Raw genomic sequence first — 14,085 nt, 5'->3', positions numbered from 1 at the left:
ATTGAAGCGGGTCCGGCGGTAAAACGCCGGACCCACTCATTCTACCGCGCGGAGTTTCGGACGTCCCGGTGGTGATTGCCGGAGCAGTTCGTCGACCCGCGCCGCAAGGTCGGTCTGGCGGAACGGCTTGGAGAGGCGGATGACGTCGCTGGGGACGTCTTCGCCGGCCGCCGCATATCCGGTGACGAGAAGCGCGGGAATACGGTTTCCGGATGCGCGCAGTTCGGTGATCAATTGCCCGCCGGTCATGCCCGGCATGAGGTAGTCGCTGACCAGGATATCGGCGTCGACGCCCGATCGGATCGCCGACAGCGCCTGGCTGGCGGACGAGACTTCGACCACCGAATACCCGATGTCGCGCAGCATGTCGGCGGTGGCGGTCCGGACCAGATCCTCGTCGTCGACCAGCAGCACCTTGGCAGCGCGGCGCGCAGCGACGGGTTCGGCGGCATTCTCGACGGTGTCGACCGCGGCTTCGTCGGTCGCGGGGAGCCACAGCTCGACCGTGGTCCCGGCGCCCGGCTCGCTCGTCAGGCGGAGCGTGCCGCCCGATTGCGCCGCGAGCCCGTGCACCATCGACAGGCCGAGCCCGGTGCCCTTGCCGACGCCCTTGGTGGAGAAGAACGGTTCGGTCGCGCGCGCCAGCGTCGCGCGGTCCATGCCGGTGCCGGTGTCGATCGCGGCGATGCGGACGTACCGATCGGGCGCGAGGCCGACCGTGTTGCGGTCGTCGACCACCGTCTCGCTGACCGACAGCAGCAGCTTGCCGCCCCCCGGCATCGCGTCGCGCGCGTTGATCGCGAGGTTGAGCAGCGCGAGTTCGAGCTGGTTGGGATCGACGCGCGCCGACGACAGATGCCGCGGGATCTCGATCGTGACCGCGATCGACGGGCCGAGCGAGCGACGCATCAGATCGACCAGACCGTCGATCAGTGCGCCGATATCGACCGCCTTGGGCTGCAATGCCTGTCGCCGCGCGAACGCCAGCAAGCGCTGTGTCAACGTCGCCGCGCGCTCGGCGGCCTGCAACGCCCCGCCGATCATCCGCTGCGTACGCTCGTCGTCCTTGTGCCGCCGGCGCAGCAGGTCGAGGCTGCCGACGATCGGGGTGAGGAGGTTGTTGAAATCATGCGCGACGCCGCCCGTGAGCTGGCCGATCGCGTCCATCTTCTGCGCCTGCGCGAGTTGCTGATCGGCTTCCTTGCGATCGGTGACATCCGAGACGACGCCGGTCATCCGCGATGCCTTGCCGTTCTCGTCATACCGGACCCGGCCCTTGGCGACGAGCCACCGCGACTGGCCGTCGGCGGCATCGATCCGGTATTCGACGTCGATGTTGCCGGTCCGCGTAGCCTCGGTCATCGCGCGCGTGACGGTGCCGCGCTGCTTCGGATCGACATGGCTCAGGAACGTTTCCATGTTCCAGTCGGGCCTCCCCTCGGGATAGCCGTAGATCGCATCGTGTCGCAACGTCCGCCGGGATTCGCCGGTCTGGAGATCGATGTCCCAGCTACCCATGCCCGCCGCCTCGAGCGCGATCTCGAGGCTTTCGCGCGCGGATCGCAGCTCGCTCGTACGGTCCAGCACCGCGCGTTCGAGCGTCACGGCGACGTCGCGCAGCTCATATTGCCGTCGGCGCGCGGTCAGCGCGGACCGGATCGCCCCCAGCATCGCCTCGGCATGCAGGGGACGTTCCAGCAAGATCACGTTGCCGAGATCGCCGAGGCGTTGCGTCGCGCGTTCGGTCCGCGGGGCCTTGTTGCCGTTCGTCAGCACGACGAACGGGATGTCCGCCCATTTGGGTTGTGCCGCGACCCAGTCGGCGAGGAGCGTATTGTCCGCCATCGTCAGCGCTTCCTCGGTCAACATCACGACCGCGGCACCCGCATCCAGCTCGGACAGCAACACGGCCTGATCCGCGCAAACGACGGCGACGATCTCGTTCCGACCGAGCAGATCCGCCGCGATGACGGCGTCGCGCCCTCTCGGCGCCAGGATCAGGACACGGTCATCCATGTCAGCCGCGCCCGTCACGCAATCCTAACCGGCTGGCCATCAACGTCTTTCCTTCGCCCGAGAATGTCGGAACACCGGTCAGCACGCCCTGGAATTCGCGAAGGGGCTCGCCGACCAGCAATCCGTTGCTACCGATCTGAAACTCCCGGATCGTCCGTTCGTGCCGTGCGGTACGCGTCTTGATGACCGAAATCGCCTGGCGTACCTCACCGTGTGCCTCGAAATAACGAAGCTGGACGATGGTGTCGGAGAGATAGCTCAGGTCGACATCGGACCGGACGTCACCGGTGATCCCGTGCAGGCCGAGGATCAGCAGGCTGACGATCCCCTTCTGGCCGAGATAGGTCAGCATCTCGTGCATTTGCAGGATCAAGAACTGCTCGTTCGGCATCGCCTGCAAATAGGCGTTGAGGCTGTCGATCACGACGATCTTGGCGCCGTGCTCCTCGACCGCGGCCCGCACCGCGCCGGAGAACTCGCCGGGCGACATTTCGGCCGGATCGATCGCGCGCAGCTCGAGCTGCCCGTTCTCGACGAACGGCAACAGGTCCATGCCGAGCGATGCACTGCGCTTCAGCAACGTCGGAAGCCGCTCGTCGAACAGGAAATACGCCGCCCGCTCGCCCCGTTTCAACGCCGCGACCATAGACTGGACCGATGCGGTCGTCTTGCCGACACCCGCCGGCCCCGTCAGCAGCGTCGCAGTGCCGGGGATGAGGCCACCGCCCAGCAGCGTGTCGAGTTCGGTCGACCCGGTCGACACGGCTTCGTCCGAATATTTCATGACGTGTTCGGACGCGACGAGACGCGGATAGACGCACAGCCCGCCCCGCTCGATCTCGAAGTCGTGATAACCGCCGCGATACCGCACACCGCGCATCTTCACGACGTGCAGGCGACGACGTTGCGCGCCGAACCCGGACAGGGTCTGTTCGAGCGAGACGACGCCGTGCGCGATGCTGTGCAACTGAAGGTCGCTGCCCGAGCCGCTCTTGTCGTCGAGGAACAGCACCGTGCAGGCGCGCGTCGAGAAGAAGTGCTTGAGCGCGAGGATCTGGCGACGATAGCGGATCGGGCTCTGCGCGAGCAGCCGCAGTTCGGACAGGCTGTCGATCACCACGCGCTTCGGGCGAAGCTCGTCGACCTTGGCCATCACGTCGCGGATCGTCTCGCCCAGCTCGACTTCGCTCGGATGCAGCAGCGTCTGTTCGTGATCCTCGCCCAAGCCGTCGGCCGGGACCATCTCGAACAGGTTGAGCGAATCGAGCGACCAGCCATGCGTCGTCGCGACCGCGCGGAGTTCGATCTCGGTTTCCGCCAGCGTGATATATAGCCCCGTCTCGCCGACCGCCGCGCCGGCCAGCAGAAAACCCAGCCCCAGCGTGGTCTTGCCCGTACCCGGCGTGCCTTCGATCAGATACATCCGGTCGGGCGTCAATCCACCGTTGAGGATGTCGTCCAGACCCGCGATCCCAGTCCGCGCGAGCGCCGGCAATTGTCCGTCCTGTGCCAAACCGGCAATCCTCCCCTGTCGATCGACGCCCATGCCGGACGCGACGAATTACTGCGATCATAGGGACTAACCCGGTCACCGACTAGTCTCGCACCGCCGGGCTTGCGGTTACCGTGCCAGTCGTGACACGGCACGGGCCCGTGATGCGAAAGACCCCCATGCCGCTCTCCATGCCGCTGAAGCATTCGTTCCCGCCCGTTGCGGCGGCAGATGCGCGCGTGCTGGTACTGGGCAGCCTGCCTGGCGACCGATCGCTCGCGGCCCAGCGCTATTATGCGCATCCGCAGAACCAATTCTGGCAGTTGATGGGGCCGGTCGTCGGGGTGGATCTGGTCGCGATGGACTATGACGATCGGCTCGCCGCGCTGCGCGCGCGCGGCGTCGCGTTGTGGGACGTGGTCGGATCGGCGCGACGGCCGGGCAGCAGCGATGCCGCGATCGTCGACATCGCAGGCAACGATATCGCGGGGCTGGTCGCCCGCCTGCCCCGACTTTGCGCGATCGCATTCAATGGTGGCACCGCGCTCAAGCAGGGACTGAAACTGCTGGGCCCCCACCATGAGGGGCCGGCGATCGTCGCGCTGCCATCGAGCAGCCCGCTCCACACGATCGGGCTCGCCGCCAAGCAACCCGCCTGGAGCCAGCTCGCCGCGTTCCTGCTCGACCCGCCGGGTTCGCGCGCCTAGGCCAGTGTCCATGACCAGTCTCCATGATCTCACCGTCCCCGCCTTTCGGCGCGGGTTCGCCAGCCTCTCGGCGATCCTCACGACCGGCGAGGCGTTCGCGCGCGACACCGGCGTCGCCGAGTCCGAGATGCTCGATACCCGCCTGATCGCGGACATGGCGCCGCTGACGGCGCAGGTGCAGCGCGCGAGCGACACCGCGAAGGGCGCGATGGTCCGGATCGGCGGCGTCCCGACGGTGGCGATGGCCGACGACGAAACGACCTTCGCCGCGCTCCAGCAGCGTATCGCGGCAACGCTCGCCTTTCTCGACACCGTGCCGCGCGATGCGATCGACGGCAAGGAAAGCACACCCGTCACACTCGTCACGCGCAGCCAGACGTTTGAATTCACGGCGCAAAGCTATGTGCTCGGGTTCGTGCTGCCCAATTTCTATTTCCACATCACGACAGCCTATGCCCTGCTGAGGATGCGCGGCGTACCGATCGGCAAGATGGATTATCTCGGCCGCTAAGCAACGCTGGCGAACCGCGCGGCGCTGCGGCAAGGACGGTGGATGTCGATCGAAACGCTCATCGCCCAATACGGCCTCGCCGCGATCTTCCTGGGTGCAGGGATAGAGGGCGAGACCGCCGTCGTTACCGGCGGTCTGCTCGCGCATCAGGACCTGCTGCCGCTCTGGGGCAGCGCAGCAGCGGCGGTCGCGGGCTCGTTCGCCGCGGACCAGCTCTTCTTCCTCGCCGGGCGGCGCTACCGCGATACGGCACGGGTCCGCAGGATCGCGGCGAAACCCGCATTCGCCAAGGCACTCGACACGCTCGAACGGCATCCGACGATCTTCATCCTCGGCTTCCGCTTCCTCTACGGCCTGCGGACGATCAGCCCGATCGCGATCGGCACGTCGCATGTCCCGGCGCGCACGTTCATGGCGCTCAACGCGATCTCGGCTGCGGTCTGGGGCGTAATGTTCACCGGGATCGGCTATCTGTTCGGCGACACGTTGCTGGACGCGGTCCACAGCATCATGCCGAAGCACAAGCTGGTCGGAGTCGCGATCCTGGCAATCGTGATCGCATCGGTGATGGCGGTGATCCGGTACTGGCGCGGACGACGATCGAACGCCGTCGCGTCGCCGCGCTGACGATCCACCCCACGTCTCGACTGTCGCAGCGATGCCGTCGGCCGGTGCGAGCCGACGGCATGCGCGTGGCCGGATCGATCGGGCCACGAAAAAACGGTGGCCCAGCAGAGGGGTTCTGCTGGACCACGAGGTTCCGTCTAGGGAGCTTCACTTCGCCTTGACGTGATCCCCTCGTAATACACACCGATTGCATAGGGAATAGGATTCGTCAGTATCAGCGGCGGATCGAGTACTAAATGCGACCAGTTAAATTTAGTCGTAACGATCCGAATACAAACGATTAAATACAAAAAAAGGCGACACGCCCCATCCTGAAATGGAACGCATCGCCTTGTTGTTTGCAGGCAAGAAACCGATCGCTGAAGATCGGCCCCTGCCTGCCGTCAGATCAGGTCTCAGACGATCAGAGAGCGTTGCCGCTGCTGTTCAGATCGGCGGAGTTCTCGAGATCGGCCGAGTTGCTGGTTTCGATGCCGTCGACTGCCGACAGGTTCGAATCCGTATCCTCGACGACCGTGTTCGTCTCGATGTCGGTGACATTCGACGTGTCGGCCGGCTTGGAGCATGCGGCAAGGCTGAGTGCCATGACTGCAATCATCGGCACGATCGTGATCTTCTTCATCGAATGGTCTCCGTAATGACTAATTCAGAATTACGACCGCATTGCGCAACATCGATTCTGGAACCGAAAGCTACCGAGCGATGCGGTCGAACGCAATACCCTATCATGACGCTATGATTTAATCACCAGCTCAAGCCGGCGCGCGCATAGATGTAGCGGCCGTTGAACCCGAACGGCGAGTAATAGGGGAAGCCGATCACGCCGGTCGAATTGTTCGCGGCGATCGTCGCATCGGGATAGACGTCGAACAGGTTGCTGACGCCCAGCCCGAACTGTGCGCCTCTCTTCGCCTGATAGCGGAGTTCGAGATCGGTGATGACGTGCTTGCCGCTGTGCACGTCGCCTGCTTCGGTCGTACCCGGCTGGTTGACGTCGCCATAATAGGTGACGCGCGCAGTCGCGCCGAAATCGGCCAGCGACCAGTCGATCGAACCCGTCACCTTCTCGCCCGGCGTGCCGTTTTCGAGCGACTCGATACGGCTGCGCGCGAACAGCGTCGGTGCGGGGTTGAGCGCCGAGGTCGAGGTCGGCACGCGCGTCACGTTCACGTCGTTGACGTTGCCCGCGATGGTGAGGTCGAATGTGCCGACGGCATCGGTCGGCAGCCGGTAATGCGCGACGGCGTCGATCCCCTTGGTGGTCGAGGCGAGCCCGTTGATGAAGAACCGTGCGGCGCTAACGTTGAACGGCGCCAGCAATGCCGCAACCTGTGCATTGCCGGCGGCGGCGAGGTTCTCCGACAGCCCGATCTGGTTGCGGATGCGGATGCGGTAGGCGTCCACGGTCAGGTCGAACCCGCCAAAGCGGAAGACCGTGCCGACCGAAAGGTTGGTCGACTTCTCGGGCTCGAGCGGAAGGCCGCCGAGCCTGCTGGCGATGGGGCTGATCGATGGGTACGTGCCGGTCTGGATCGGGTTTCCGTTCTGGATCACGGTGGCGACCGAGGTGAAGTATTGCTGCTGAAGCGCCGGCGCACGGAAACCGGTCGAGGCCGTACCGCGCAAGGCGAACCAACGCGCAAAGTCATAGCGTGCGGAAACCTTGCCGGTCGCGGTCGAGCCGAAATCCGAATAATCCTCGGCGCGGCCGGCCAGGCCGACGAGGAACTTGTCCGTCACCTGTGCTTCGATATCGAGATAGACGCTGCCGTTGCGGCGGCTCCGCTCGATCGCGTTGTCGGGCGAGAAACCGCCAAAGCCCTGCGCACCCGGGGGTGCGGTCGGCAATGCGCCGGTCACCGTGCCGGTGGTGGGATAGCCATAGGATGCGAGTTCGCCCGACTGGATCTTGAACCCTTCGCGGCGCCCTTCGAGCCCGAACGCGACGTTGACGCCCTGCAACACGTCGAACTTGCGATCGACGTCGAGCCCGACGATGTACTGGTCATAGATCAGCGCGCCGTCCGAGAAATCCCTCTGGGTAGTTCGGCCATAGGCGTAGTTCGCCGAGTCCAGCGTGCGGAAACCGATCTTGTTGCGGCCATAGCTGACGTTCAGGTCGACGTTCCAGTCGGCGAGTTCGCCCTTGATCCCGAGCGCCGAGTTGAGGTCGCGCGACTTGGTATTGATCAGCGGCAGGAAGCCGTCGGAAAGCCCTGCGAGTTCCAGTCGCGCGACGGCTACCGGGTCCGACGCCAGCGGCAGCCGCGGGAAGGCCGCGCTGCGCGTGTCGCGGTCCTGATAGCCGAGCCAGCCGTACAGCTTCCACGTGCCGCTCAGCGTCGTGCCGGCATTGGCGAAGATGCTGTACTGCTCGACCTTGGGATCGCCGAAGCGACCGGTCACCCGGGCGGGTGTGCCGGGAACCCGGACCAGGGCGCGGGTGTCGAAATCGGCGCGATTGGTCGCCTGGCGGTTCAGATATTCGCCCGAGAGGGTCAGGAACCCGTCCTCGCCGAAACCGAGCCCCTGCCAGCCGGATACCGACACGGTCGGCTCGCCCGTCCTGCTGCGACTGCCGCGCGCGGTGTCGATATCGGTGTTGTAGAAGCCGTAGGTGACCGATGCCGCGCCGCCCGAGCGTGCTTCCCGCAGACGGAGATTGACGACGCCGGCGATCGCGTCCGAGCCATATTGCGCCGACGCGCCGTCACGCAGCACTTCGATCCGGTCGAGTGCGACGGTCGGGATCGTGTTCAGGTCTACCGCCGCCGAGCCGCGCCCGACCGAGCCACCGAGGTTGAGCAAAGCCGCGGTATGGCCGCGCACGCCGTTGATCAGGACCAAAGTCTGGTCGGGCGAAAGGCCACGCAGCGTCGCCGGGCGGATCGCATCGGTCCCGTCGACCGCGGACGGCCGCGGGAAGTCGATCGACGGCGCGATCGCCGACAGCGCTGCGCCAAGCTCGGTCGTCCCCTGCCGCTGGAGTGCCGCCGAGCTCAGCACGTCGACCGGCGCCGCGCTGTCGAGCCGCGACCGACCCGCCGTCCGCGTGCCCGTGACGATGATGTCGTCCTGCGTGTCGGGCACCGCCGCAGCCTGAGCCGGGGCATCGGCGGGCACGTCCTGGGCGTATGCGGCATGCGCGCTCGCAAAGGCGAAAGTCGAGGCGGCAAGCGCCAACGCGGTACGATAAGCAGTCATTCTAGTGTCCCTGTAGGTGGATCGTTCTGTGACGATCTTTGCGGTAGGCGTGAAACGATCAGACGCGTTCAATGGTCCCGATAGGTTCCGAGCGACTGGCCGATAAGTGAAAAGAATGCGCGGCTGGATGCGCTGGCCGCAACGTCCCATTCGGGATGCCACTGTACCGCGAGCACGTCGCCGCCGCATGGCCGGGCCGAGAACGCCTCGACCAGACCGTCGCTGACGGCATGCGCCTCGACCTGAAGGCCGGCGCCGAGACGATCGATCCCCTGCCGGTGCACCGAGGTGACCGAGATGCTCTCCCGAGCCGTGGCCGTCGCCAGCAGGCCACCCGATTGCAACGCGACGTCATGGACATGATCGAACAGCGATTCATACGCCGTCTCGTCGTCGGTCCAGCGATGGTGCCCCTCCTCCAGCGTTTCGGTCAGCGTGCCCCCGAACAGCACGTTCAGCTCCTGCAGGCCGCGACAGATGCCGAACACCGGTCGCCCCGCCTCGATCATCCGACCGGCGAGTTCGAGAGCGACCATGTCGCGGTCGAGGTCGAGCGCATCGTCCGCGGCATCCGTCTTGCCGTACCGCGCGCCCGCGACGTTCGAGCGCGACCCGGTCAGCAACAGCCCGTCGAGCCGCCCCGCCAACGCGCGCGTGTCCATCGCGTCCGCCACCGCCGGCACCAGCAGCACGGTGGCGCCGGCATAGCGGACCAGCGGCTCGACGAAGCGCGTCGCGACTGCCTGGATGGGTCGATCGGCGATCTCGTTGCAGCACAGCACGCCGATCACCGGCTTGACCGGGCCGTCCTCGTCGCGGCAGCAGGCGAACCGCCTCATGCCCCCCGCCCCCTGAGCGTCTCGTGCAGCTGATCCGCGGCATCGCCCGCCAGGATCACCGCGGTCGGCTGTGCGACGACGCTGCCGGCGGGAACGTCCTCGAGCAGCCAGACATTGCCGCCGATCGTCGCGCCCTGCCCGATCGTCACGCGACCAAGGATCGTCGCGCCGGCATAGATCACCACGTCGTCCTCGACGATCGGATGCCGCGCCAGCCGTTCGCGCGCCGACACGTCGGTCACGCCGAGCGGACTGCGCGCGCCGAGCGTGACGTGCTGGTAGATCTGCACCCGGTCGCCGATGATCGCGGTCTCGCCGATCACGACTCCCGTGCCGTGATCGATGAAGAAGCTGCGGCCGATCGTCGCGCCCGGGTGGATGTCGATGCCGGTGCGGTTGTTGGCGAGTTCGGAGATGATCCGTGCGACGATCGGCGCGCCGAGACCGTAGAGCGCGTGCGCGATCCGGTGATACAGGATCGCGACGATGCCGGGGTAGCAGATCAGGATCTCGTCCGCGCTGCGGGCCGCCGGATCGCCGAGGAATGCCGCGCGGACGTCGTCGTCCACCAGTTCGCGGATCGGCCCCAGTTCGGCGCAGAACAGGCCGATGATCATGCTCGCATGGCTGACGTCGAACGACAGCACCGCCTCTTCCTGCCAATAGGCGAATTCGCGTTCGACCTGCCGTTGCAGCCGTTCCAGCGCCTGTCGGAGCCGCGTCTCGACGAACGCATCCTCGCGCTCGACCGGACCTGTGAACATGCCGAGCCGCCCGGGAAACAGCGCCGCGACGAGATCGTCGAGCGCGCGACCGGTCTCGTCCAGCGACGGAAACCGCGCGACGCTATGTCGGCCGTCCTGCTCCTGCCGCCAGGCGCGACGCGCGCTGCGGAGTTCGTCGATCGTCGCGGCGAGGTCGATCGGGTCGGATGCTGATGACACGGCGTTGTCCTTCATGTCAGCGGAGCGTGGGATAGCCGGCCCGGACGGCCTCGGCTTCCAGCGTCGATATCGGCGTCAGCGCGTCTGGCTCGGCGGGTATGATCCCGGCGAGGAACAGCGTCTCGCGTACCGCCGCGAGCGCGGGATCGGCGGCGACATGATCGAGCGCACTTCGCAATGCCGCCACCGTCTCGGCGTCGGTCCCGGCCGCGGTCACGAACGGCAGGCTCGGCGATGCAGGGCTCGACGCGACGATCTTCAGGTCCGCGACCAACGCCGGCTCGAACCGTGCGATGGTCGCATAGGTCACGCGGTCGATCGCCGCGAGATCCGCCTTGCCCGTCCCGACCGCGACGATGCTGGCTCGATGCGCGCCGGTTTCCACCACCTCGGCAAAAAACGCCCCCTGCCCCGCAAACGGCGCTACCGTCGCGCGGAACAGGTTCATGCCGGTGTTCGACTGGCGATCGTTGATGGCCGCGCGGCTACCGCGAAACGCCTCGACCGACCCGCGGGAATCGTCCGCCCTCGCCACGATCACACTGCCGCTTTCTCGCCCGGCGTAGATCGGGAACGCGATCACTTGCAGATCCAGCGTCGGATCGGCGATCAACGGATAGCCACAGGCCTGGCCGAACAGCAGAGCCGGATCGCGCCAGATAGCATGGACGTCGCGTGGTCGATCGAGCCGATCGGGCACCTGCGCGACACCGCGTTCGCGCAGGACGGCGGCAATCGCCAACCACAGCCGGTCGTTGGCATCATACTGCGCGGGGTGATCGTACATCCCAAGCGAGGCGATCCGGCTCATCAAGACACGGGCTCGCGGTGGAGGGGGTGGACCATGTCGTCATGCGCGCTGAAGGCGAAGCGCCGCACGATCTCGCCATACCCCTGATAGATCGGCGCCCCCGCCTCCGCGAACCGCGCTCTGTTATGTCGGTGGTACGCTGGCAGGTCATACCAGGCGAGCGACGGCCGCTCGTGATGCGCGGCGTGCAAATTGTTGTTGAGATACAGCAGCCCGAGCAGCCCGCCATGCTCGACGCTGGCGGCGCGACCGGGGCTCGCAAGATCGGCGCGGTGCTCGGCATAGGAGCGCACCATGGTCAGCGCCATGCCAGGATAGACGAAGCAGAGCACGTAACGGCCGACGCCAAGACCGACATGATCGAGCCACCAGAGCACCAGCGCGACCGCGATGAGGTGTGGCGCCCAGTCGCGCGCGACGCGCGCCGGTTCGCGCGCCAGTCGTCGGGCCTCTTGCAGGAAGAAGCGGCCGACCGAGATCGCAGGTCCGAAGACCATCTGACCGAGAAGCGTCGATTGAAGCTGGCCGAGGACTGCGGCGAAACCACGCGCCTGCACGCGGTAGCGGGACTCGGGGTCATGCCGAGGATCGGTGATGACCTCCGCGCGGTGATGCGCGACATGGCTGCGGCGGTATAGGCGGTACGGCAGCCACAACGACAGCGGCGCAAACCCGATCGCATCGTTGATCCACCGGATCCGCGTCGGATGCCCGTGAATGACTTCGTGCTGCAGCGATCCCTGCCAGGCGAGCAGCCACCCGCCGATCAGCACCAGCAACGGCGTCGGAATGACCGCATGCCACGCCGTCGCGACCATCCATCCGCCGTACACGATACCTGCCAGAAGGACGGTCGGCCATCCTACCGTCGAACTCGAAGCCTCTCGCTGCATTCCCATCTCCGTCAGCTGGAATGAATATCCCCCGAGCGAATGGGAATTGACAGTCGATTGAACTTTGCGGCGGAAAAACTTTGATTGTCAGGCGCTAGCCCAAGGCATCGATGGCGATCCAATCCTCCCCCGCCAGGGGGAGGTGGCAGGCGTTTGCCTGACGGAGGGGGCGGCAAGCGATAACCGATGTTCCGTGTTTCTCCCCCGTCACCTTCGGCGACACTTCCACTTGGCGGGAGAAGATCGTTTCAGGCGATCTCTTCCAGCGGCAGTTCGGGCCGCGCCGCCAGCGCACGAAACCGCTTCGCCGTTCCTTCCGTGAACGGCTTGGCGAATACTGTCGACACGGTCCGGAAGTCGGCGGTCGCGTGCTCGGGCGTCAGCGTCAGTAGCGTGAAGCCCTTGGCGTCCTGATCGCAGAACCGCACTTCGCCCTTGTTGGCGTCGGCGATCAACGTGCCGATACCCGGCAACAACGAACCGTAGGACGGACTGGTGATCGCGGTGCAGCCGAATTCGACTGCGACCAGCTTGCCCGCGTCGTCGTGCAGATCGTTCGCCCAGGCGGCATGACTGTCGCCCGACAGCACGATCGGCCGCGACTTCGCACGCCGGAACGCCGCGTACAGGCGCTCGCGGGCGGGCGGATAGCCGTCCCAGCTGTCGAGGCCGAACGGCATGCCGGCACGGTACGAAGCGATGCCTGCCGCCAGTCGCTCGCGCCACATCGCCGGCAGCTTCGCCATCGTCTCGCCGAATTTCACCGGTCCGAGTTGCCGCTCCATGTCGGGCCCCGCGACCTTCGCCATCACGATCTGGTTGCCCAGCACCTGCCACGGCTTTCCCGCCGTCACCGATGCCGCCATCGTCTTCTCGACCCAGGCAAGCTGTACCGGCCCGAGCAGTTCGCGGTCGGACCGCGCGCGCTCCGCCAGCATCGGTGCGTATTCGGCGGGTGTGATCGCCTCGCCCTTGGACACGACCTGATGACTGCGCGCGAGCAACCGCGTTTCGACCATCACCAGCGTGGCGAGATCGCCGAAGTCGAAACTACGGTTGATCGCCGCCCAGGGCTGGCCGGGCTTGGGATCGCGGATCGGCATCCATTCGAAATACGCCTGCATCGCGGCGGCCTTGCGCGCATCCCAGTCGCCCTCGGTCTTGGGATCGTGGTTCTCGGCACCGTGCATCCAGTCGTCGTTAGCGACCTCGTGATCGTCCCACACGCAGATGAACGCGGCGCGGGCGTGCGCGGCCTGCATGTCGACGTCGCGCTTCACCTGCGCGTGGCGCATGCGGTAGTCGGCGAGGCTGACGATCTCGTGGCGCGGCTCGACCAGGCGGCCGATCTTCTTGGCGATGTCCGCGCCATACCCGTCGGCGCCGTATTCGTAGATATAGTCGCCGAGGTGCAGGACGGCGTCGAGCCGGTCGAGCTTGGCGATCGCGTCATACGCATTGAACAGCCCGCCCGCGTAGAGCTGGCACGAGACGACGGCCATGACGACATCGGCGACCTTGCCCTTGGGCAGCGTCCGGAGCCGGCCGACCGGCGAGCGCGTGCCGTCCGCGGCATCGAACCAATAGCGATATTCGTGGCCCGGCTGGAGCCCGGTCGCCTCCACCTTCGCGGTAAAGTCGCGCGCCGCACGGGCCTTGACGGTGCCCGAGCGGATCGGCTTGCCGCCTTCGGTCTCCGCGACGTGCCAGGTCAGCGCGATGTCGCCGGCCTGCACCGCATCGACCGGCGTCGCCCGCGTCCACAGGATGGCGCCGTCGACCGAAGGATCGCCGCTCGCTACCCCGTGATCGAAGCGAGCTTTCGCCGTACCTGCCGCGTGTGACGCTGCTGCGGGGAGCGCGAGCGTTGCGCCGGACCCGGCAAGTTTGAGGACGTTCTTCAGGGCATCGCGGCGGTTGATCGTCATCGGCTCAGGCTTTCGTAACGGGTGTTGCCCGCCTGCTAGCCACGATCGAAGACACCCCGGCGGCAACGATGTGACAGCGTCGTTACGGAATAGTCATTTTGCTTTCATGAAGA

General features: G+C 66.2%; 12 protein-coding genes. 3 read left to right on the top strand and 9 right to left on the bottom strand.

Annotated elements, in window-relative coordinates:
* Positions 1-36 precede the first annotated feature (36 nt).
* Both C8J45_RS05820 and C8J45_RS05815 read right to left on the bottom strand, forming a co-directional pair.
* A complete protein-coding gene (locus C8J45_RS05820; protein ID WP_107962354.1) occupies positions 37-2,016 on the bottom strand; it encodes a hybrid sensor histidine kinase/response regulator in 1,980 nt (659 codons plus the stop codon).
* Position 2,017: 1 nt separating this feature from the next.
* Positions 2,018-3,529: an ATPase domain-containing protein gene (locus C8J45_RS05815; RefSeq protein ID WP_258191321.1), complete on the bottom strand. Its 1,512-nt coding sequence runs from the start codon at positions 3,527-3,529 to the stop codon at positions 2,018-2,020.
* A gap of 143 nt (positions 3,530-3,672) precedes the next feature.
* Here C8J45_RS05815 and C8J45_RS05810 point away from each other — a divergent pair, with 143 nt between their 5' ends.
* Genes C8J45_RS05810 through C8J45_RS05800 form a run of 3 tightly spaced genes read left to right on the top strand, consistent with a single transcriptional unit; the run spans position 3,673 to position 5,353 of the window.
* A complete protein-coding gene (locus C8J45_RS05810; RefSeq protein WP_258191320.1) occupies positions 3,673-4,215 on the top strand; it encodes a DNA-deoxyinosine glycosylase in 543 nt (180 codons plus the stop codon).
* Positions 4,216-4,225: 10 nt separating this feature from the next.
* Positions 4,226-4,726, top strand: a complete 501-nt coding sequence (locus C8J45_RS05805) for a DUF1993 domain-containing protein (protein WP_107962351.1) — start codon at positions 4,226-4,228, stop codon at positions 4,724-4,726.
* Positions 4,727-4,768: 42 nt separating this feature from the next.
* The gene (locus C8J45_RS05800; protein ID WP_107962350.1) at positions 4,769-5,353 is read left to right on the top strand and encodes a DedA family protein; all 585 of its coding nucleotides are present in this window, start codon (positions 4,769-4,771) and stop codon (positions 5,351-5,353) included.
* Positions 5,354-5,756: 403 nt separating this feature from the next.
* Here the strand turns inward: C8J45_RS05800 and C8J45_RS05795 are convergent, their stop codons facing one another.
* The 7 genes from C8J45_RS05795 to C8J45_RS05765 form a co-directional block, all read right to left on the bottom strand.
* Positions 5,757-5,975, bottom strand: coding sequence for a hypothetical protein (locus C8J45_RS05795; protein ID WP_107962349.1), 219 nt, complete (start codon positions 5,973-5,975; stop codon positions 5,757-5,759).
* Between the two features lie 122 nt (positions 5,976-6,097).
* Positions 6,098-8,557, bottom strand: a complete 2,460-nt coding sequence (locus tag C8J45_RS05790; protein WP_107962348.1) for a TonB-dependent siderophore receptor — start codon at positions 8,555-8,557, stop codon at positions 6,098-6,100.
* 68 nt (positions 8,558-8,625) lie between these two features.
* Positions 8,626-9,396 carry a gamma-glutamyl-gamma-aminobutyrate hydrolase family protein gene (locus C8J45_RS05785; RefSeq protein ID WP_181321122.1) on the bottom strand — a complete coding sequence of 257 codons (771 nt, stop codon included), beginning with the start codon at positions 9,394-9,396 and terminating at the stop codon, positions 8,626-8,628.
* Positions 9,393-10,355: a serine O-acetyltransferase EpsC gene (gene epsC / locus C8J45_RS05780; protein ID WP_107962347.1), complete on the bottom strand. Its 963-nt coding sequence runs from the start codon at positions 10,353-10,355 to the stop codon at positions 9,393-9,395. Before epsC ends, C8J45_RS05785 begins: the two co-directional genes overlap by 4 nt.
* A 1-nt stretch (position 10,356) precedes the next feature.
* Positions 10,357-11,151: a phosphate/phosphite/phosphonate ABC transporter substrate-binding protein gene (locus C8J45_RS05775; RefSeq protein ID WP_107962346.1), complete on the bottom strand. Its 795-nt coding sequence runs from the start codon at positions 11,149-11,151 to the stop codon at positions 10,357-10,359.
* A complete protein-coding gene (locus tag C8J45_RS05770) occupies positions 11,151-12,044 on the bottom strand; it encodes a fatty acid desaturase (RefSeq protein ID WP_107962345.1) in 894 nt (297 codons plus the stop codon). Before C8J45_RS05770 ends, C8J45_RS05775 begins: the two co-directional genes overlap by 1 nt.
* Before the next feature lie 248 nt (positions 12,045-12,292).
* A complete protein-coding gene (locus C8J45_RS05765; protein ID WP_107962344.1) occupies positions 12,293-13,972 on the bottom strand; it encodes an alkaline phosphatase in 1,680 nt (559 codons plus the stop codon).
* Positions 13,973-14,085 lie beyond the last annotated feature (113 nt).

It is taken from the genome of Sphingomonas sp. PP-CE-3G-477, from assembly GCF_003050745.1.
GTDB lineage: Bacteria > Pseudomonadota > Alphaproteobacteria > Sphingomonadales > Sphingomonadaceae > Sphingomonas.
Note: the sequence above shows the minus strand (reverse complement) of the source record. Positions and strands in the feature narration are given on the sequence as shown.

What these genes read in the sequence shown, in the direction of transcription:
- C8J45_RS05775 (WP_107962346.1), bottom strand. Translation starts at nt 11,151, where the DNA reads ATGAGCCGGATCGCCTCGCTTGGGATGTACGATCACCCCGCGCAGTAT.
- C8J45_RS05810 (WP_258191320.1), top strand. Translation starts at nt 3,673, where the DNA reads ATGCGAAAGACCCCCATGCCGCTCTCCATGCCGCTGAAGCATTCGTTC.
- C8J45_RS05765 (WP_107962344.1), bottom strand. Translation starts at nt 13,972, where the DNA reads ATGACGATCAACCGCCGCGATGCCCTGAAGAACGTCCTCAAACTTGCC.
- C8J45_RS05820 (WP_107962354.1), bottom strand. Translation starts at nt 2,016, where the DNA reads ATGGATGACCGTGTCCTGATCCTGGCGCCGAGAGGGCGCGACGCCGTC.
- C8J45_RS05770 (WP_107962345.1), bottom strand. Translation starts at nt 12,044, where the DNA reads ATGCAGCGAGAGGCTTCGAGTTCGACGGTAGGATGGCCGACCGTCCTT.
- epsC (WP_107962347.1), bottom strand. Translation starts at nt 10,355, where the DNA reads ATGAAGGACAACGCCGTGTCATCAGCATCCGACCCGATCGACCTCGCC.
- C8J45_RS05795 (WP_107962349.1), bottom strand. Translation starts at nt 5,975, where the DNA reads ATGAAGAAGATCACGATCGTGCCGATGATTGCAGTCATGGCACTCAGC.
- C8J45_RS05790 (WP_107962348.1), bottom strand. Translation starts at nt 8,557, where the DNA reads ATGACTGCTTATCGTACCGCGTTGGCGCTTGCCGCCTCGACTTTCGCC.
- C8J45_RS05785 (WP_181321122.1), bottom strand. Translation starts at nt 9,396, where the DNA reads ATGAGGCGGTTCGCCTGCTGCCGCGACGAGGACGGCCCGGTCAAGCCG.
- C8J45_RS05805 (WP_107962351.1), top strand. Translation starts at nt 4,226, where the DNA reads ATGACCAGTCTCCATGATCTCACCGTCCCCGCCTTTCGGCGCGGGTTC.
- C8J45_RS05800 (WP_107962350.1), top strand. Translation starts at nt 4,769, where the DNA reads ATGTCGATCGAAACGCTCATCGCCCAATACGGCCTCGCCGCGATCTTC.